The sequence below is a fragment of the Cricetibacter osteomyelitidis genome (assembly GCF_004340985.1).
In the GTDB taxonomy this organism is placed as follows: domain Bacteria; phylum Pseudomonadota; class Gammaproteobacteria; order Enterobacterales; family Pasteurellaceae; genus Cricetibacter; species Cricetibacter osteomyelitidis.
This window is the reverse complement of record NZ_SLYB01000003.1, coordinates 41,788-61,208: the sequence shown is the minus strand read 5'-3', so window position 1 is coordinate 61,208 and position 19,421 is coordinate 41,788. Positions and strand designations below refer to the sequence as shown.

The following is a 19,421-nucleotide window of genomic DNA, read 5'->3' as shown; positions in this document are numbered from 1 at the left end:
ATAAGAATGAACAACAAAGTCCGTGTGATTAAAAAGACTATCAACACACTGTCTGCTGTCAGTGGATTATTACAGACAAGGGGGATTAAGCCTGTAAACAAAGCAGATATTAATGTGCCGATTACGGTACAAGCTCCCGGTAATGTCAAAGTGCAGGTGTCATCTGCTCGTTTGCAATCACAAATTAAAGTAGAGGTTAAACAGGCAGAAATTCCTAAGTCGAAATTGGAAACTGCCATCACCGACCGTGTCGGTAAAGTGCGAGCACAACAGACTGAGATTGCTAAAATATCTTTGAAAACCCATCTGGATCATATCGGGGCGGTGTTGCAACGACGTGGTCCGTCTGAAGCCTTAGTGGAAATTCAAAAAGCCTTGCAGGAATATCCGGATAACATCTCGCTGTTAAATTACGGCGGGGTGATGCATTTACGCTGTAAGACTTTCCAACAGGCATTGGAGATGTTTTTCCGCATTCCCAATTATGACCAAGATGCCGTGGTATTGTCCAATATCGCCACGGCATACCGCCGCTTGAACCAATTTCAACAGGAAATCGATTATCTGGAAAAAGCTTTGTGCCTGCGCCCGCATAATATCACTGCACTGTTGGCTTATGGTCAGGCGTTACTGAATGTGAATATAGTGGAGCGGGCAATTGAAAATTTCCATAAAGCACTGGCACTGGAACCGGAAAACACTAATGCGCGTTTTTATCTGGCGCAAGCCTATATGCGGGTGAAAAATCTGCAAGAGGCTTCCCGCTGGTATTTGCAGTCACTGGATATCGATCCTGCAAACTTGGTTGCTATGGGTAACTGGGCGATGACTCAATGTTATATTTCCCCTTACGATCCGGAAGGTATTGCACGTAATACCATGAAATACGGCAGATTATGCGCCCAAGCCGAGTCAATAGACGTGTTACCGGTAAAAGCCTTGAATCCGGAGAAAAAACTGCGTATCGGCATTGTTACCGGTGATTTCAAAGAATCTCATCCGGTGGGGCAGTTTTTAGAAGGTCTGTTGGTATCAAAGGCGGCAAAGCAGTATGATTGGTCGCTGTATGTCAATAATCACGATTTTGACGACTTGCGTAGTCGGGTGGAATCGCTATTCGATCACTGGCATGAAATTATCTCTTGGGCGGATCAAAAAGTGCGTGAGCAGGTGCAGGCAGATAATGTGGATGTGCTGGTGGATCTGAGCGGCTATACAGGGCGTAACCGCATCAGCGTGTTTTTCAGCCAAAATGCACCGTTGCAGGTGGAATGGCTGGGCTGGTTTGCGACCACCGGCCAACCGAATATCAATGCGATTATTGCCGATCCCTATTGTGTGCCGGAATCCGAAGAGCATTTATACAGCGAAACCGTTTACCGTATGCCGCATACCCGTCTGTGTATGATGCCGCCGAAATATGAACTGGATATTGCGCCACTGCCTGCGTTGCAAAATGGTTATATGACATTTGCCTGTTTCCAGAATCCGTTGAAAATCAGCGAAGGCGTGTTACAAACCTGGGGGAAAATCGCCGAAGCTTTGCCGACGGCACGTTGGCGTTTTCAAAGTGCCAGCGGTGGGCTGTCTGATCAAAATTCACAGCGTGAATTTGTTGAAAAACTGACCGCACTTGGTTTTAAGGCAGATAATATTATTTTCACTGCCCGCCAATCGCGCGAAAATTATCTGAAATCTCATCATAATATTGATTTGATTTTAGACACTTTCCCTTATCCGGGCGGCACTACCACGGCAGATGCACTATGGATGGCGGTGCCGACACTGACTTTACCGCTACCGGGGATGATTGCCCGCCAAGGTGAGCAGTTGATGAGTGCAGCGGGATTAACACAGTTTGTCTGTCGCAGCTGTGAAGAATATATTGAAAAAACCTTATATTGGGCGAATCCGGCACACTGGCGGGAGTTGGCCGATTTACGTGCCGGTATGCGTAAGCAAGTAGCTGAATCACCGGTGTTTGACACCGAACGTTTTGCTCGCGATTGGTGTGATTTAATCCGCACCATGTGGCGAGACAGATGTCGGCAGGCAGAGCACCAAGCCGGATAAATCATTTGAAAAGTGCGGTCGGATTTTGCAAAATATTAAAAGAAAAGACCGCTTGCAAAAATAAAATCGGAAGACCAACATGAGTAAAAAACCGCGTGTACCGCAACAGAAAAAAGCCATCAGTAACCCCTTAATGACTAAATTTTTACAAAAAGCCGGTGTGCAGCAACCTCAGACCGAGGCGGATAAAAAACGTTATATTGAAGTCCACAATCTTTGGAAATCCCGCGGAGCACAAGACGCCTTAGTATTAGCGGAGCAGGCAGTAAAAGATTTTCCGACTAACGCCAATTTGCTGAATCTGACCGCGGTATTGCTGATGCAGGTACATCGCCAGCAAGAAGCTATTGCCATGTTTGAGCGTATTCCTGATTTAGACAAAAATGTCGGTGCATTAACCAATCTTGGGCTGGCCAGCCGTCAGATTCGCGAATATCAAAAAGCAGCCGATTATCTTGCCAAAGCCTTAGCACTTGATCCCAATCAGCCGGATGCGGTGTTGAATATGGGCTTAGTGCAAAAAGACTTAGGCAATGAAGTACAGGCGATAGCCTATTATGAACGAGCATTATCTTTGCCGAAAAATCCAAGCCAACGGCAGGTGGCCTTTAATTTGGCGACAATGTATCAGCCTACCGATCTGGCACGGGCTTCTGAATATTATTTAAAGGCCTTAGAGCTCGATCCGAGCTTTACCAGTGCATTGGGGAATTGGGCATTTATTCAAAATTATCGCACGCCTTATGAACCGGAGCGTATTGCTAAAGAAATTATGCATTATGCCAAAGCCTGTGCCGAGGCACATAAGTTGAACCTGTCTGTACCAACAGCACGTGAGGCGGAGAAAAAACTACACATCGGCTTAGTGACGGCAGACTTAAAAGATTGCCATCCTGTCGGTTTCTTTATTCAGGGTTTGTTGCTGTCTGAAGCGGCAAAACAGTTTGATTGGTCGGCATATTTGAACGGTGCTTTTGACGATAATCTGACTCGCGAAGTTCGTCCGGTGTTTAAAAACTGGCACAATATTGAACCTTGGACAGACAGCAAAGCCATCGAGCAGATTCGTGCAGATGGCATTGATGTGTTGATTGATTTGAGCGGTTATACCGCGAAAAACCGTTTCGGTATTTTTACCGTGCAAGCCGCACCGTTGCAATTAGAATGGCTGGGTTGGTTCGCCACCACCGGTCTGCCGAATATGAACGGTATTATTGCCGATCCGTATTGTGTACCGGTGGGTGAAGAGCATTTATATAGCGAAAAAGTTTATCGTCTGCCGCATACTCGTTTATGCATGCAACCGCCAAGAGAGCAGGTTGCCGTTGCACCATTACCGGCGTTATCAAACGGTTATATAACTTTTGGTTGTTTTCAAAATCCATCTAAAATCAATGATGAAGTGCTACAAACTTGGGCACAAATTGCAAAAGCATTGCCGGAGGCCCGTTGGTTATTTAAAAATGGTGAACACAAGCCGGGCAGTGAGGTACAGCACCGATTTGCAGACAAATTAAGCGGTTTGGGATTTAACGCTAACCATCTGATTTTTACCGGTCCAAGCCTGCGGGCTGAATATTTTGAAACCCATAATCAGGTAGATTTGATTTTAGACACTTTCCCTTATCCGGGCGGCACGACCACCGCCGAATCCTTATGGATGGGAGTGCCGACCATTACTTTGACTCAAACCGGTATGATTGCCCGACAAGGTGAGCAGATGTTGTGTGCGGTGGGTTTGAATGAATTTGTTTGTCACACTCGTGAGCAATACATAGAAAAAGCCCTATATTGGGCAAATCCGGCACAACGTGAAATATTGGCACAGCTGCATAACGGCTTGCGTGCACAAGTGCTGGCTTCTCCGTTATTTGATAACGCCCGTTTTGCACAAGATTGGAGTGATTTGATCCGTCAAACATGGCGTGATGCCTGTGAAAAAAGGGCGCAATAATGGCGATTATTATTCAGCGAAAAAAAGCATCTTGCTCTCCGGTAAATCCCATAGCGGACGATTATTTAAAGAAAATTGACCAAATTGAAAAGCAAAAAGGTTTATCTGCGGCATTAGCGGCTGCCAAAGCCTATTTGACGGAATTTCCGCAACACCAAGGCTTATTGCGGAAAACTGCAATTCTACTGATCGAAAATAAATATTATGAAGAGGCGATTAAGTTATTTGAACGTATTCCGGGATATGAAAAAAATATTTCAATACTGACCAATATAGGCTTAGCTTATATCCGGATGGAAAACTTTAAACAAGCGTTAGATTATTTGACAAAAGCCTTGGATATTAAACCCAATCATTTGCCCGCCTTACTCAATCTTGGGGTCGCACAATCACGTTTAGGCTATAATTTAGATGCCGTTGACACCTATTTGAAGTTTTTGAGTATTGAGGAAGATAATGCTCAAGTGCCATATAATTTAGGTTTGGTATATGGCAGGCTGAAAAACTTAAAGCAATCAGACCGTTGGTATCGCCGTGCCTTGGAATTAGCGCCTAAAAATCACAGTGCGTTGGCGAACTGGGCATTTACCCTGCATTATATGCAGCCTTATGATGCCGAAAAAATCAGCAACGACATCAAGCAGTATGCACAAGCCTTCAGTAACGCCTATCATCAAGTATTGCCGCCTGTTTTGGCACGAAATCCACATAAAAAACTGCATATCGGCTTGGTTTCTTCCGATTTACGCGAACACGCCGTTGGCTATTTTATTGACGGCTTGCTCACTTCAGAAACTGTTAAGCAGTTTGAATGGTCGGCATATATGACCGAAAGCCATAATGACCGGCTGGCTCGCCGTATCCGCCCGCTGTTTAGCCACTGGCACGATATTGATATTTGGTTGGATGCACAGTTGGTGGAAACCATCCGTTCAGACGGCGTAGATATTTTGATCGATCTAAACGGCTATACCGGCAACAACCGTGCCAGCCTGTTTGTCTCACAGGTCGTGCCGGTGCAATTACAATGGTTGGGCTGGTTTAACACCACAGGATTGCCTTATATGAACGGTGTGATTGCCGATGAATATTGCGTACCGAAAGAAGAAGCTCGTTTTTTCAGCGAAAAAGTCTGGTATTTGCCTCATACCCGTTTATGTATGCGACCGCCGCGTTATGATGTCAGTGTTGCTCCGTTACCTGCATTGCAAAACGGCTATATCACTTTTGGCTGTTTCCAAAATCCGCAAAAGCTTAATGATGAGGTATTAAAGCAATGGTTGGACATAGCCCGTCAGCTACCCGATGCCCGTTGGCATTTTAAAGGTAAAGAACACATGCCTGATTCCAGCCGCCAGCTTGAATTTAAGCAAAAATTGGTGGAAATGGGATTTAACCCGGAACGTTTATTGTTCAGCGGGCGTAGCAGTCATGCCGATTATTTTCGAGCTTATAATGACATCGATTTGATCTTAGATACTTTCCCTTACACAGGAGGGACAACCACTACGGAAGCACTGTGGATGGGCGTGCCGACGATTACCTTTACCCAACCCGGTATGGTGGCACGACAAGGAGAACAATTACTGAGTGCGGCGGGCTTACCGCAATTTGTCTGCCGTTCATTACCGGAATATCGTGAAAAAGCCCTTTATTGGGCGAATCCGACACAGCGTAAATCTTTAGCAGCATTGCGTGCCGTTTTGCGTGAACAAGTGTTGCAATCGCCGTTGTTTGATACCGAAAAATTTGCCCAAGATTGGTGCAATTTAATCAGGGAAATCTGGCAGCAAACCTGCCAACAGGAGGCGGTATAAATGGCAGTTCAAATCATCCGCAACAAACGGACTATTCCGCCGGTTCAAACGGCAGCAGTGCAACCATCCGAACACAAACCGACTGCAGGCGAGTATATTCAACGCATTATGGAAACGGACAAGCAAAATGGTGCATTAGATGCGCTCGTATTAGCACAACAAGCCTTGGCTGATTATCCGACAAATTACGCATTGTTAAACAACACCGCTGTAATGATGATGCGTAGCAGCCGCTATCAGGATGCGATTGAGGTATTCCAACGTATTCCCGATTATGAAAATAATGCTGTAGTATTGGCGAATATCGGCACCGTTTACCACCGTTTAAAGCAGTATCCGCAGGCGGTAGATTACCTTAACCGTTCGCTTGCCATCCAGCCCAAGGGCGTAGCCGCATTGCTGACATTAGGTTCGGTATATGTGGATAAGCAGGATTATCCGCAAGCCTTAGCTGTGTATGAAAAAATCTTAACTATACAACCTAACGATACGGCGACAATGTTCAACATTGCTACCGTATATGGCAAGTTGCAACAGCCACAGCAATCGGCACTTTGGCACAAACGCGTATTGAACCATGACCCGACTTATATTGATTCCTTAGGAAATTGGGCGATGACCCAATGTTACAACTCTCCTTACGATGCAGCAAAAATTGCCCGAGATACTATGCACTATGCTTCCCGTTGTGTGCAGGAAAGCCGTATAGTCTTACCTCCGATTAAGGTTACAAACCCTGCCAATGCCGAGAAAAAACTACGTATCGGTTTAGTTACCGCCGATCTACGTGATATGCACCCTGTCGGGCGATTTTTACGCGGATTGTTATTATCTGAAGCAGTGAAGCAATTTGATTGGTCACTTTATCTCAATACCAATATGAACGACAATCTTGCCAAACAAGTACGTCCGCTATTTTCCCATTGGCACCGGATCGATGCTTGGACGGATGCTAAAGTGCGCGACCAAATCCGTGCAGACGGCGTAGATATTCTGATTGATCTAAGCGGTTACACCGGCAAAAACCGCGTGGGGGTATTTTTTGCCCAAACCGCACCGATACAGCTGGAATGGCTGGGCTATTTCGCCACCACCGGCTTGCCCGATATGAACGGTATTATCGCTGATCCTTATTGCGTACCGATGGGCGAAGAGCATTTATACAGCGAAACCGTCTATCGCTTGCCGCATACCCGCCTCTGTATGCAACCGCCGGTTGCCGATGTGGAAGTTGGCACACTACCGGCATTGAAAAACGGCTATATCACCTTCGGCTGCTTTCAAAATCCGTTGAAAATCAGCGATGAAGTATTGCAGCTGTGGGTCGAAATCGCCCAAGCTCTGCCACAAGCTCGTTGGCATTTTAAAGGACATGCCATCGGCAAACAGAAACAGCAGAAATTTGCCGAAAAACTGACCGCACTTGGTTTTAATCCGCAATACGTACAATTCAGCAGCAGAAGCCCGTGGCTCGGTTATTTGCAGGCACATAACAACATCGATTTGATTTTAGATACCTTCCCGTTTCCGGGCGGTACTACCACCGTAGATGCTCTTTGGATGGGCGTGCCAACGCTGACATACACCCAACCGGGTATGATTGCCCGCCAAGGCGAACAATTACTGAGCGCGGCGGGTTTTCCGCAGTTTGTCTGCCGTTCGTACGCCGAATACATCAACAAAGCGCTCTATTGGGCAAAACCTTCGCAACGGCAAGCACTGGCAACCCTGCGTAACACTATGCGGGAAACAGTCCGCCAATCACCGTTATTTGATACCGCCGCCTTTGCTGATGATTGGTGCAAACTGATACGAGAAATTTGGCGGGAAGCGTGCAGATAACACAGAACAATTAGAGTAAATATGATTATTACGATAAATAAAGCAAAAGCCAGACCGGCCACGAAACCGGCAGAAACTCCGAACAGACCGAAACCGAGATTTTCTATTGTGCCACAGGACGCTCATATCAAAATCAGTATTCAAGACGGTATGATTTCCCGTGTCGAGCAAGTCGGACATATGGCAGTACGTGGTGAATCCAGCTTGAAAATGGTGATTGACGCATTAATCGGTTTATTTCAAAAACGGTCGATAAACAAAGATATTGTGATCCATGTGGGAGATTTTCCCGATACGGTATTAGAGAAAAATCATTTCTATTACTGCGTTGCCGACCGTAAAGATTTACCCCATGCCGTGCCGGATTTTGTTGCCGATTCGTGGACGGTTGCCGGTGTGGAAAATTATACCGATACCCTTAATGAGATCATCGCCCGCGGCAAAATGCCGTTTGAAAGTGACAGACTTTTTTGGATCGGCAATGTGCAAACCCATAGTAACCGAACCAAATTGATGGAAATCGCCCAAGCCCATCCCGATAAAATCGAGGCATACAGCACCTTTATCGGTAAAGCTTTAAAGGGCGGGGCGGATGTACCTTATGTGTCTTTACCTGACCATTGCAAGTACAAATATCTGATTGATATCGAAGGTGTGGGTTACAGCGGCAGAATTCCGTTTTTACTGGCAACAGGGCGTGTATTGTTTATTCAGGAACGCAAATGGAAAAGTTGGTTTCATTTTGATTTAGAAGCGTATAAACATTTTATTCCGGTAAAAAATGATTTGTCAGATTTGCTCAAACAATTAGTGTGGGTAGATGAACAGGGAGATGATTTTTACCAAAAAATCACAAAAAATGCTTTAGAATTTGTGCAGAGTCACTTGACTTATCAAAAAGCTGTTGAGATCTGGCAGCAGCGATTGCTGGCAGAATAAAGTGCGGTCGGATTCTGCCGATATTTTACAAAACAGAAAACACTATAAATAATTAACAGCATAAGGATTTACCATGACAGAGGCACAAAAACAGCCTGATTATTCGATGGAGATCAGCATCCGCAAAGGCGGCGTGGCAAGTGTAAAACAAAATGCACAAATCGAAATGCGGGGCGATTCCAGTCTTAAAATGTTACTGGATGCATTGTTTAAGTTAGTGGGACAGGTTGGTATAAATCGGGATATTACGATTCATATCGGTGATTATCCGCAACAAGCGATTGAAAAAGATCATTTTTATTATTGCATTGCCGATGAAAAAGACATCAACCACGTCATACCGGATTTTGTGTTTGACTCGTGGAAACTGGCTGGTATTGAGAATTATACAACCACCATCAATGAGATTATCAGCCGCGGCAACCAGCCTTATGAAAGTGAAAAACTGTTTTGGATAGGTAATGTGAAAACCCATCGTAATCGTGCCAAACTGATGGAGATTGCCCAGGCCCATCCGGATAAAATCGAAGCCTATGACACCATGGTACGTGACAAATTTTTAGGCAAGCCGGCCTCCTATATCAGCCTGCCGGATCATACCAAATATAAATATCTGATTGATATCGAAGGCAACGGTTACAGCGGCAGGATTCCGTTTTTGCTGGCAAGCCAACGGGTGTTATTTATTCAGGAACGCAAATGGAAAAGCTATTTTCACTTTTCGCTTGAACCCTATAAACACTTTATTCCGGTAAAAAACGATTTATCCAACCTACTGCATCAAATCAAATTTATGGAAGCACAAGGTGAAGAATATTACCGCAAAATTGCCCACAATGCCTTAGAATTTGTACAAAACAAATTGACCTATGAAAAAGCGGTTAATGTCTTGCTGTTTAAATTATTACAAGCTCATTAATAGAAAGATCGTTGGTTAAGTTAATGTAAGGACTAGAAATGGTTACGATTACGATAAATAGAGCAAAAAATAAAGTTCAACCCGTATCAGAAAGAATACTTAAACCAAGTACGGATTATTCAATGGAAGTTTCCATTCGTAAAGGCGGAGTAGATAGCTTTAAACAAAACGATCGCATTGAATTGCGTGGCGATTCCAGTATGAAAATGATTTTGGATGCATTGCAGGGGCTGTTTGATAAAGTGCATTTGAATATGAATATCATAGTGCACTTTGGTGATTATCCTAAAGAAAAACCACAAGAGTATCATTTTTATTATTGCGTTGAAGATAAAGAAGATCTGCCGTTTTGTGTGCCGGATTTTGTATTTGATGCGTGGAAGGTGGCGGGGATCGCGAATTATACCGAAACGATGACAGAAATTATTCGACGTAGTAGAATGCCGCCGCAAAGCGATAAACTGTTTTGGATCGGTAATGTGCAAACGCATAAAAATCGCTCGATGTTTATGAAAATCGCAGCTGCACATCCGGATAAAATCGAAGCTCATGATACTATGGTAAGTAATAAGTTCTTGGGTAAATCTGTACCTTATATCAGTCTGCCGGATCATACCCACTACAAATATCTAATTGATATTGAAGGCAACGGTTATAGCGGACGTATTCCGTTTTTATTGGCAACAGGACGTGTATTGTTTATTCAAGAACGCAGATGGAAGAGTTATTTCCATTTCGATTTAGATCCGTATAAACATTTTATTCCAGTGAAAAATGATTTTTCAGATTTATTGCAACAAATAGATTTTGTAGAAAGTAACGGCGAAGCCTATTACCGCGAAATTGCTCAAAATGCTTTGGAATTTGCACAAAATAATCTAACTTATGAAAAAGCAGTTGAAGTATGGCAGCAAAAGTTAGTGGGAATGCGGAAGCGAAACCAGTCTTATAGGGTTCAGGTTTCTAAGAAATAGAAATAACAATAAAGTGCGGTAAACTTTTTGAAAATTTACCGCACTTTTACTTTGTTTAAAGCGCCGTGTTTTTAGTAATAAACATCGCATCGCCATAGCTGAAGAAACGATAGCGCTTTTCTACCGCACTTTTATAGGCGTTCATTGTATGCTGATAACCGGCAAAGGCGGAAACCAGCATAATTAGCGTACTTTCCGGTAAGTGGAAATTGGTGATTAGGCAATCAATCACACGGAATTTTTTGCCGGGATAAATAAAAATAGAGGTGTCGGAAAAATACGGATCAAGCAAATTCCCACTGCGATTTTGTTCTGATGCCAACGCGGCACTTTCAATAGAACGTACTGATGTTGTTCCTACCGCGATAACACGTTTTCCCGCCGCTTTTGTGGCTAATACGGCATCCGCCACATCTTGTGATACTTCCACATATTCTGCGTGCATATGATGATCTTCAATTTTCTCTACCCGCACCGGTTGGAACGTTCCCGCGCCGACGTGCAACGTTACAAAAGCAAAATTTACCCCTTTGGTTTTAAGCTGAGCCAATAATTCATCATCAAAATGCAAACCGGCAGTCGGTGCGGCCACTGCACCGGGCACTTTGCTATATACTGTTTGATAACGTTCCTGATCCGCCTCTTCGTCAGGGCGGTCAATGTATGGCGGCAGTGGCATATGGCCGATTTGTTGTAATACGTCTAAAAGTGCGGTGGATTTCTCGGCAATTTCTAATTCAAATAACGCATCTTGTCGACCAATCATTACTGCTTTTACACCGTTGCCGTCACCTAGTTTATCTTCACCGAGATACAGCGCCGTTCCGGCTTTCGGTGCTTTGGATGAACGAACGTGAGCGAGAAAACGGCTTTCGCTTAATATGCGTTCAACTAACACTTCAACTTTGCCGCCACTGGCTTTGCGTCCAAACATACGGGCGGGAATCACGCGGGTGTTATTGAAAATCAGCAAATCCCCTTCATTGATTAAATCTATTACATCGGCAAAAGTGCGGTGGAAAATCTCCCCGTTTTCACCATTGAGCTGCAATAAACGGCTGGATTTGCGTTCGGTTTTAGGATAACAGGCGATGAGTTCATTGGGTAAATCAAAATGGAAATCGGAAACTAGCATAGTGTTAAAATACGTTAAATCAGAAATAAAATTTGAGGCGTAGTGTATCACTGAAACGGGTAATTTTCTTTATTTTTATGTTGTTTTTCGCTAAAATTCAACCCTTATTGGGTTAAGTACAAGGTGAGCAAGATGGCAAAACAAGCAAAGTTTTATGTGATTGAGCATACACAATCTACCGCTGAATTATCTGCGGCAGAAGTGCTTGCCTGTGATTTGGCGGCTGATGCGTGGCGGATTGGCAAGCGGGTGTTGATTGCCTGTGAAACGGAACAACAAGCATTGAATTTAGATGAGGCCTTGTGGCAACGGGAGCCTGATCAATTTGTGCCGCATAATTTATCCGGTGAGATTACCAATTATGCCACGCCGATTGAAATTTCCTGGGTCGGCAAACGTAATGCCCAACGCCGTGATTTATTGATTTCTTTGCAAAACAACGTGCCGGATTTTGCCCAAAATTTTCATCAGGTTATTGATTTTGTGCCGCAAGCAGAAAATGAAAAAGCTCTTGCGAGAGAACGTTATAAAATTTACCGCCGGCTTGGCTTTGAAATGATGACGGAAAAAGGATAGGACTAGCGTTAGTCTAGTCCGATTGAATTATTTAATTTAACGACCTTCGCCTGTTTCACCATATTCTCATTAACTTCTAAGACGGTGATTTGTAATTCGTCGATGTCGAAGACTTTGCCTTCTTCCGGTATTTCTTCCAAATGCTCTAAAATCAAGCCGTTAAAGGTTCTCGGACCTTCGGTGGGTAAATTCCAGTCAAACAGTTTATTAATATCACGAATATTAGTCGAACCGTCAATTAATACGGAACCGTCCGATTGTGTAGTTACCTCTTCATCAATGGTCGGCGTGGTGGACGTGGTAAATTCGCCGACGATTTCTTCCAGAATGTCTTCTAAGGTTACCAGACCTTTAATATCACCGTATTCGTCAACCACTAAACCGATCCGTTCTTTATTATTACGGAAATTCAGCAATTGAGCGTTCAACGGCGTGCCTTCGGGAATAAAATAAATTTCATCTGCCGCACGAATTAAGGTTTCTTTGGTAAATTCATTTTTATCCAACATTAAACGATAGGCTTCACGCACGCGTAAAATCCCCAATACATTAGCATCCATATTGTCTTTGTACAGCACAACGCGACTATGTGCCGCATGATTAAGCTGACGCATAATGGATTTCCAATCATCGTCAATATCGATCCCGCCAATATCGTTACGCGGCACCATAATATCGTCCACGGTAACTTGTTCCAAATCTAAAATAGACAGTAGCATTTCTTGGTGAGCGGACGGGATAAATTTGCCGGACTCATTTACGATAGAACGTAATTCTTCAGGACTTAAAGAATGAGCTTTCGCTTCGGTATTCAGGCCGGTCAGTTTGATTAACCCTTTGATGATGATATTCATCAAATAAACCAAAGGCATTAAGGGTTTCATTAAAGCCGATAAAATATGGCTCGCACCGAAAGCAATTTTTTCCGGATAAATTGCCGCAACGGTTTTTGGATAAATTTCCGAACAGATCAACATGACGAATGTTAATCCGCCGGTAGCGATAGCCACCCCCATATCGCCATATAATCGCATACCGATAATAGTGGCAATAGCAGAAGCCAAAATATTTACTAAATTATTGCAGATAAGGATTAGACTTAATAGTTTGTCAGTTTTTTTCAACAGATTTTCTGCTTTTTTGGCTCCGCGATGCCCTTTCTCTGCTAAGTATCGCATACGATATTTATTAAGGGAAAGGAGTGCTGTTTCCGAACTGGAGAAAAATGCAGATAAAACCAATAAGATAATGAGAGTTATAAATAAGCTACTAAGGGGGATACTGTCCAAGGCATAAATCCTTTGTTGATTAATCATTCAAAAGTGCGGTGATTTTTACCGCACTTTTACTGTTATACCGCTACAAAACTAAATATTTAACATTGCTCGGCTGCCAAAATAGGCAATAGTGAATAGTATCATACCTGAAATTGTATAAATAATCACTCGTTTTCCACGCCAATAAAGTTTTTGATGACCAATTAAGACCAAGCCAAAGACAATCCAGGCTAAAAATGAGAAGATTGCTTTTTGAATATTTTGTGGTGCGAAAAAATCTGCCAAGTACAGTGCACCGGAAATCAACGTCACGGTAAGCAGTATTTCGGCACTTAATAATATACGGAAAAAATGTCGTTCTACCGTCATTAACGGTGGGATTATCGGTGAAAAAGTCATTTTTTTATTTTTGAGACTATGATCGATCCAGGAAAGTTGAATGGCATACAGCGTCGCAATAAAGCACAACGCATAAGCAAATAAAGCAAGAATAATATGGATGGTTAAACCGACATCTTGGCTCAACATCAATAACACGTGATCCGGCATTACGATCACAAATAATAAATTGATGATCGCGAAGCAATACACAATAGGCAATAAGAACCACATTGTATTAATTCTAAGCATGGCGAAGGTCATAAATGCGGCAACGAGCAAGCTAACCAACGAACCGATATCGGTGAGAGTAAACACTTCGCCGTGGCTAATATGATCGAGTAACGGAAGAATGCTGAAAAAATGCAGGATTACCGCTAAAAGTGCGGTAATAAAAAATAATTCTTTATTTGGCTTTATATTTTGTTCGCCCGCTTGAATTTTCGCTAGTGTAGGCGTGAGCAACAGGGTGCTGATAAAATAGCTCGTGATAGATAACAGGGGAAAAATCATCAATCGTTCCTTCTTGTTGTGATTTATTCTCATTTTAACCGTGATATAGTAAAATCGCAACTTTATCCCACTTTATCAATAGACAAAATGCCTTGAGAGGCGTATCATTTCCGACTGAAAAAGTCAGATATAGGAACAATTATGGAACAAATTAATATTTCAGAAGCTGCACAGGCTCATTTTGTCCGTTTATTGGAAACCCAAGAAGAAGGCACCAATATTCGTATTTTTGTGGTAAATCCTGGTTCGCCAAACGCAGAATGCGGAGTGTCTTATTGTCCGGCTAATTCAGTAGAATCAACGGATACTGAATTGAAATATAATGGTTTTTCTGCATTTATCGACGAAATCAGCTTGCCATTCTTAGAAGATGCGGAAATTGATTATGTGACGGAAGAAATGGGTTCACAGCTTACGTTAAAAGCACCCAATGCCAAAATGCGTAAAGTTGCGGATGATGCGCCGTTGATCGAACGAGTGGAATATATCATTCAAACGCAAATTAATCCGCAATTAGCCAGCCACGGCGGTAGAATTACTTTAATGGAAATTACCGAAGACGGTTATGCCATTTTACAATTCGGCGGTGGTTGTAATGGTTGCTCAATGGTTGATGTTACCTTAAAAGATGGTGTGGAAAAACAATTGGTTAATATGTTCCCCGGAGAATTGAACGGTGCTAAAGACATCACCGAACATCAACGCGGCGAACATTCATATTATTAATTGAGTGATATATAAACAAAAATGGCTATGAATGAAAATTCATAGCCATTTTGACATTTTTGAATTATTAACTTTGAATCATTGATACATGCTCTGCTGCTTTCCGGTTGGCATGTTTCACTGATTCACTCAGTGGCGTTCCGTCAATCAATGAAGCACACAAATGACCGACAAAACAATCTCCCGCACCAAGCGTACTGATTAATTTTACTTTTATTGATGGTACATACCCCTGTTCTTGTTGGTTTGTATAAGCAACACCATCTCCACCGGCTGTAACGATGACTTGCCTAAATTGCTTACCTAATATCAAGGCTGCCTCTAATGCAGAATCTAAATTAATGACACGAATACCACACATATTTTCCGCTTCAACTGCATTCACAATTAAAATATCAATTAACTCTATTAATTGGGGAGAAAGTATTTTGGCTGGTGCGGCATTGAGGCATACGGGCACATTGTGTTGACGAGCCTGCTGTGCAGCTGCAATATTAACTTTTTCTGCAACTTCATTTTGTAAGATCAGCATGGCGGCATTTTCCCATAGGTGCTCATTTTTTAATTGTTGTGTATCAATAAGCAGATTCGCTCCAGAAACAACCACTGCTCCATAATCGCCTTCAGCATCCATAATAGCTACGCTCATGCCGGAACTTGCAGAATCGATATGCTGTATAAAATTAGTATTGATATTAGATTGTTTCAGTCTGTTTAAAAGAAATGCGGAAAAATCATCATTTCCTACCGCACTTACCATCGTAACCGAACATCCGGCTTTAGCAGCGGCAACGGCCTGATTACCACCTTTGCCCCCAAACTTAGGAAACCACTTTTGACCTAATATAGTCTCACCTTTAACAGGTCTATGAGACGCTTCAACAACAATATCATAATGTAAACTGCCGACAACAATTACTTTTTTCATAATAAAATTCTCTGATTTATTTGACTCGTTTTCCCTTAACCGCAAGACGAGTTTTTTGTAAATTACGTTCGGAACGATCTAAATCACGTTTGGCTACCGCAGCATATAAAGCATCTAAAATATTCAATTGAGCTACACGAGAAGCTGCATTTTCACCCAATAGCAAAGAGCCTTGCGATGTGGAATTTAACACTACATCAGCATATTGCGTAATTGGTGATGTAGCATAGTTAGTAATAACTATAGTTTTTGCCCCATTTTTCCTTGCCAGTTGTAAGGGCTCAATTACATCTGCTGTTGTCCCGGAATGACTTATAGCAATAACAGCACTAAAATCATTACAAACTGATGCAGACATTAGCATCATATGAGAATCATCATAAACAGAGGATTTAATGCCTATTTTTAGAAATTTATGCATCATATCTTTTGCAATTTGTGCCGAACCACCAATACCAAAAAGATCAATATGTTCAGCATTGTGTAGAATATCAACACAGCGATCGAATGCATCAATATCTAAAATAGCCATTGTTTCTTCTAGAGCTTGAATTGATGTTTCAAACACTTTCTTGATTAATTGAGCAGAGCTATCGGATTCAGATATTTCAGCATGTAAATTAGCAATTTCTAACTGCTTATAATATGCTAGACCAGAACGTAGTTCTCTATAACCGGAAAAACCTAATTTTTTTGCAATTTTCACAATCATTGCTTCAGAAACCTGATTTTCATCAGCAATTTCTTTTAATGGGGTTATCTCTGAAAAATCAGGCTTAGCTAGAATCTGGTCAATCACTTTTAACTCTAAAGGTGTGAGTTGTTGTTTTCGTGTACGAATATGTGCACCGATTGATTTCGGATCTAGCTGAGCCATTGTTATTTTCCTCTGGTTGCTCTATCAATTAGCATAGCAACAATGATGATCAGGCCGGTGGCCAGTAATTGATAGAAAGCTTGAATATTTAGCAATGTTAACCCGTTACGCAAAGCGCCGAGAATTATTGCCCCTAAAATAGTTCCTATAATACTACCTTTTCCACCCATTAGCGATGCCCCACCGATAGCTGCTGCTGCAATAGCATCTAATTCCCACAGGTTGCCTAATGTCGGATCCGCTGCACCTAAACGACCAACTAATACCAGTCCCGCAGTTGCAGATAAAAATCCAGATATCATATAAACTGCCACTTTGGTTTTAGCAACAGGCACACTGCATATCCGAGCAGCTTCTTCATTACCACCAATCGCAAAAATATATTCACCTAAAGGGGTCTTATTTAATACGATCCAGAGTAATAATGCTATAATGCCAACAATCACAATAGAACTCGGAATACCGAGCAACGAACCATTCATAAATGCTCTAAATTCGGGTGGAATACCGAAAATTGGATTACCGCCAGTATAAATTAGTGATAATGCTCGATATAACGATAAACTACCTAGAGTAACGATAAATGGTTGTAACCCGGCATACGCAATCAAGATACCATTAAATAAACCACCCAACATACCGATAGCCAATGCACCAAGTACCGCAATAAGTACCGGTATGCCTGAAACCATCAAACTAGCCCCCAGAACGGCGGCAATAGCTGCAGTTGGTCCGACTGATAAGTCAATACCTGCAGAAATAATAACGAGTGTCATTCCCAGGGCAATAGCGGCATTTAAGGACGATTGTTGTAAAATATTGAGTAAATTCGGAACTGTAAAAAATACTGGTGACAGTAGCGAAAATACGACAAAAATAATAATTAATCCAACTAATGTGCCGGCATCTCTTACGTTAAATTTAAGCGAAAAAGCACTTTTATTTACGATAGTTTCTGTACTCATTGAATGCTCCTAATATTTATTGTTAAGCTGCGGCTTTTTGTTGACCAATTGCATATTGGCCGATATTTTCTTCATTTATTTCATCACCGATTAATTCGGCGGCAATTTTTCCTTCTTTCATTACGAGTACGCGATCTGAAATTCTGATAATTTCCGGCATTTCGGAAGATACAACTAATATCACTTTTCCATCTTTGGCTAATTGTTCTATAAGATCATAAATCTCAGATTTTGTTCCGATATCGATTCCTCTCGTCGGTTCATCAAATAAGAATATCTCTGTACCGGCGGCCAACCAGCGACCAATAATAACTTTTTGTTGATTTCCCCCACTAAAAGTACCAACCGTTTTATTTAAATCCAACGGTTTTAAATTTAGTTCATTCATTAATTTATAGGAAATATCGTTCAAATACCCTTTGCGGATAAATCCTGAGCGACTAAATTTATTCATCGATGGCATGGCAATATTGATTGATACATTGCGATCTCTCAGGATACCTTCTTTTTTACGATCTTCCGGTACTAAGCCGATACCGTTAGAAATCGAAGTTCGAACACTGTGCAATTTTAGTGCTTTACCGTGAATAATTATTTCTCCCGAAGTAGGCTTATCTAAACCTGCAATCAATCTAAATAATTCGGTTCGACCGGCACCGACTAATCCTGAAATGCCAAGAACTTCGCCTTTGTTTGCTTTAAAACTAACGTTCCGAACAGCTTTATTTCGACTCAAATTATTAACTTCTAATATGCATTCTTCAGTGGCATAAGTGCGGTGAGTTAATTTTTCAATTTTACGTCCGACCATTTTAGTTACTAAGCTCTCTTCGGTTTCTTGCGACATCTCAACACAATCAATAAATTTCCCATCACGTAAAATCGTTGCTCTGTTGCAAACTTGAAATAATTCATCCATTTTGTGTGATACATAAATAATTGAAACCCCTTGCGATGTTAGGCCTTTAATTAATTCAGCCAAACGTTCAAATTCACTTGGCGTTAAACTGGAAGTCGGTTCGTCCATAGCAATGATTTTTGCATTTGCCAATAATGCTCGAGCAATTTCGACGATCTGCTGCTGAGCAACTTTCAATTCCTTAATCGGAACGTCAGGATTAATAGAAGGATCTAAATTACGCAGTATCTCTAGCGCTACATTGCGTTCTTGCGTTTTATCTACAAATAACCCGAATGTTTTTTTAATGGAATGACCTAGAAACATATTTTGAAATACGGAAAGTTCCGGTACATTTTGCAATTCTTGATGGATCATCGCTATACCATATTCTCTAGCAGCTCTAGGAGAATGGATATTGACTTTTTGTCCATCAATATAAATTTCGCCTTCGGTTGCTTCACGTACACCGGATAGCAAATTAAGCAAGGTGGATTTTCCTGCACCATTTTCTCCGATTAATCCATGAATTTCACCGGGGCGGACATTGAATGAAACATCCTGCAATACAGTGACTTGACCATACTTCTTTGTCATTCCACGCATACTTAGACGATCTGCACACATAGA

General features: G+C 42.0%; 16 protein-coding genes. 9 read left to right on the top strand and 7 right to left on the bottom strand.

Annotated elements, in window-relative coordinates:
- The first annotated feature begins 6 nt into the window (after positions 1 to 6).
- The 7 genes from EDC44_RS02210 (at position 7) to EDC44_RS02180 (ending at position 10,518) form a co-directional block, all read left to right on the top strand.
- Positions 7 to 2,073, top strand: a complete 2,067-nt coding sequence (locus EDC44_RS02210; protein ID WP_131974942.1) for an O-linked N-acetylglucosamine transferase, SPINDLY family protein — start codon at positions 7 to 9, stop codon at positions 2,071 to 2,073.
- A 79-nt stretch (positions 2,074 to 2,152) separates the two neighbouring features.
- Positions 2,153 to 4,027 carry an O-linked N-acetylglucosamine transferase, SPINDLY family protein gene (locus EDC44_RS02205; protein WP_131974940.1) on the top strand — a complete coding sequence of 625 codons (1,875 nt, stop codon included), beginning with the start codon at positions 2,153 to 2,155 and terminating at the stop codon, positions 4,025 to 4,027.
- Positions 4,027 to 5,844 (top strand): O-linked N-acetylglucosamine transferase, SPINDLY family protein, encoded by a 1,818-nt coding sequence (locus EDC44_RS02200; RefSeq protein ID WP_131974938.1) that lies wholly within the window; start codon positions 4,027 to 4,029, stop codon positions 5,842 to 5,844. Before EDC44_RS02205 ends, EDC44_RS02200 begins: the two co-directional genes overlap by 1 nt.
- Positions 5,845 to 7,686: an O-linked N-acetylglucosamine transferase, SPINDLY family protein gene (locus EDC44_RS02195; protein ID WP_131974936.1), complete on the top strand. Its 1,842-nt coding sequence runs from the start codon at positions 5,845 to 5,847 to the stop codon at positions 7,684 to 7,686. It abuts the gene before it with no gap.
- A gap of 21 nt (positions 7,687 to 7,707) precedes the next feature.
- Positions 7,708 to 8,625: a glycosyl transferase family 90 gene (locus tag EDC44_RS02190; protein WP_131974934.1), complete on the top strand. Its 918-nt coding sequence runs from the start codon at positions 7,708 to 7,710 to the stop codon at positions 8,623 to 8,625.
- A 73-nt stretch (positions 8,626 to 8,698) separates the two neighbouring features.
- Positions 8,699 to 9,544, top strand: coding sequence for a glycosyl transferase family 90 (locus EDC44_RS02185; RefSeq protein ID WP_131974933.1), 846 nt, complete (start codon positions 8,699 to 8,701; stop codon positions 9,542 to 9,544).
- Positions 9,545 to 9,582: 38 nt separating this feature from the next.
- A complete protein-coding gene (locus EDC44_RS02180; RefSeq protein WP_131974931.1) occupies positions 9,583 to 10,518 on the top strand; it encodes a glycosyl transferase family 90 in 936 nt (311 codons plus the stop codon).
- 55 nt (positions 10,519 to 10,573) lie between these two features.
- On the opposite strand, the gene queA is transcribed toward EDC44_RS02180, so the two are convergent.
- Complete coding sequence (gene queA, locus EDC44_RS02175; RefSeq protein WP_131974929.1) at positions 10,574 to 11,653, bottom strand: tRNA preQ1(34) S-adenosylmethionine ribosyltransferase-isomerase QueA; 1,080 nt, start codon at positions 11,651 to 11,653, stop codon at positions 10,574 to 10,576.
- A 132-nt stretch (positions 11,654 to 11,785) separates the two neighbouring features.
- Here queA and EDC44_RS02170 point away from each other — a divergent pair, with 132 nt between their 5' ends.
- The gene (locus EDC44_RS02170; RefSeq protein ID WP_131974927.1) at positions 11,786 to 12,229 is read left to right on the top strand and encodes a DNA polymerase III subunit chi; all 444 of its coding nucleotides are present in this window, start codon (positions 11,786 to 11,788) and stop codon (positions 12,227 to 12,229) included.
- Between the two features lie 8 nt (positions 12,230 to 12,237).
- On the opposite strand, the gene EDC44_RS02165 is transcribed toward EDC44_RS02170, so the two are convergent.
- Positions 12,238 to 13,518 carry an HlyC/CorC family transporter gene (locus EDC44_RS02165; RefSeq protein ID WP_131975121.1) on the bottom strand — a complete coding sequence of 427 codons (1,281 nt, stop codon included), beginning with the start codon at positions 13,516 to 13,518 and terminating at the stop codon, positions 12,238 to 12,240.
- Positions 13,519 to 13,596: 78 nt separating this feature from the next.
- The gene (locus tag EDC44_RS02160; RefSeq protein ID WP_131974925.1) at positions 13,597 to 14,397 is read right to left on the bottom strand and encodes a cytochrome C assembly family protein; all 801 of its coding nucleotides are present in this window, start codon (positions 14,395 to 14,397) and stop codon (positions 13,597 to 13,599) included.
- A 141-nt stretch (positions 14,398 to 14,538) separates the two neighbouring features.
- Here EDC44_RS02160 and nfuA point away from each other — a divergent pair, with 141 nt between their 5' ends.
- Complete coding sequence (gene nfuA, locus EDC44_RS02155) at positions 14,539 to 15,123, top strand: Fe-S biogenesis protein NfuA (RefSeq protein ID WP_131974923.1); 585 nt, start codon at positions 14,539 to 14,541, stop codon at positions 15,121 to 15,123.
- Positions 15,124 to 15,190: 67 nt separating this feature from the next.
- Here the strand turns inward: nfuA and EDC44_RS02150 are convergent, their stop codons facing one another.
- The 4 genes from EDC44_RS02150 to EDC44_RS02135 are packed head-to-tail and all read right to left on the bottom strand — an operon-like array spanning position 15,191 to position 19,418.
- Positions 15,191 to 16,051: a ribokinase gene (locus EDC44_RS02150; RefSeq protein WP_131974921.1), complete on the bottom strand. Its 861-nt coding sequence runs from the start codon at positions 16,049 to 16,051 to the stop codon at positions 15,191 to 15,193.
- A gap of 16 nt (positions 16,052 to 16,067) precedes the next feature.
- The gene (locus EDC44_RS02145; protein WP_131974919.1) at positions 16,068 to 16,928 is read right to left on the bottom strand and encodes a MurR/RpiR family transcriptional regulator; all 861 of its coding nucleotides are present in this window, start codon (positions 16,926 to 16,928) and stop codon (positions 16,068 to 16,070) included.
- Positions 16,929 to 16,930: 2 nt separating this feature from the next.
- Positions 16,931 to 17,893 carry an ABC transporter permease gene (locus EDC44_RS02140; RefSeq protein ID WP_131974917.1) on the bottom strand — a complete coding sequence of 321 codons (963 nt, stop codon included), beginning with the start codon at positions 17,891 to 17,893 and terminating at the stop codon, positions 16,931 to 16,933.
- Between the two features lie 22 nt (positions 17,894 to 17,915).
- A complete protein-coding gene (locus tag EDC44_RS02135) occupies positions 17,916 to 19,418 on the bottom strand; it encodes a sugar ABC transporter ATP-binding protein (protein ID WP_131974915.1) in 1,503 nt (500 codons plus the stop codon).
- Positions 19,419 to 19,421 lie beyond the last annotated feature (3 nt).

What these genes read in the sequence shown, in the direction of transcription:
- EDC44_RS02195 (WP_131974936.1), top strand. Translation starts at nt 5,845, where the DNA reads ATGGCAGTTCAAATCATCCGCAACAAACGGACTATTCCGCCGGTTCAA.
- EDC44_RS02145 (WP_131974919.1), bottom strand. Translation starts at nt 16,928, where the DNA reads ATGGCTCAGCTAGATCCGAAATCAATCGGTGCACATATTCGTACACGA.
- EDC44_RS02210 (WP_131974942.1), top strand. Translation starts at nt 7, where the DNA reads ATGAACAACAAAGTCCGTGTGATTAAAAAGACTATCAACACACTGTCT.
- EDC44_RS02180 (WP_131974931.1), top strand. Translation starts at nt 9,583, where the DNA reads ATGGTTACGATTACGATAAATAGAGCAAAAAATAAAGTTCAACCCGTA.
- EDC44_RS02140 (WP_131974917.1), bottom strand. Translation starts at nt 17,893, where the DNA reads ATGAGTACAGAAACTATCGTAAATAAAAGTGCTTTTTCGCTTAAATTT.
- EDC44_RS02205 (WP_131974940.1), top strand. Translation starts at nt 2,153, where the DNA reads ATGAGTAAAAAACCGCGTGTACCGCAACAGAAAAAAGCCATCAGTAAC.
- nfuA (WP_131974923.1), top strand. Translation starts at nt 14,539, where the DNA reads ATGGAACAAATTAATATTTCAGAAGCTGCACAGGCTCATTTTGTCCGT.
- EDC44_RS02135 (WP_131974915.1), bottom strand. Translation starts at nt 19,418, where the DNA reads ATGTGTGCAGATCGTCTAAGTATGCGTGGAATGACAAAGAAGTATGGT.
- EDC44_RS02150 (WP_131974921.1), bottom strand. Translation starts at nt 16,051, where the DNA reads ATGAAAAAAGTAATTGTTGTCGGCAGTTTACATTATGATATTGTTGTT.
- EDC44_RS02200 (WP_131974938.1), top strand. Translation starts at nt 4,027, where the DNA reads ATGGCGATTATTATTCAGCGAAAAAAAGCATCTTGCTCTCCGGTAAAT.
- EDC44_RS02170 (WP_131974927.1), top strand. Translation starts at nt 11,786, where the DNA reads ATGGCAAAACAAGCAAAGTTTTATGTGATTGAGCATACACAATCTACC.
- EDC44_RS02190 (WP_131974934.1), top strand. Translation starts at nt 7,708, where the DNA reads ATGATTATTACGATAAATAAAGCAAAAGCCAGACCGGCCACGAAACCG.
- EDC44_RS02185 (WP_131974933.1), top strand. Translation starts at nt 8,699, where the DNA reads ATGACAGAGGCACAAAAACAGCCTGATTATTCGATGGAGATCAGCATC.
- EDC44_RS02160 (WP_131974925.1), bottom strand. Translation starts at nt 14,397, where the DNA reads ATGATTTTTCCCCTGTTATCTATCACGAGCTATTTTATCAGCACCCTG.
- queA (WP_131974929.1), bottom strand. Translation starts at nt 11,653, where the DNA reads ATGCTAGTTTCCGATTTCCATTTTGATTTACCCAATGAACTCATCGCC.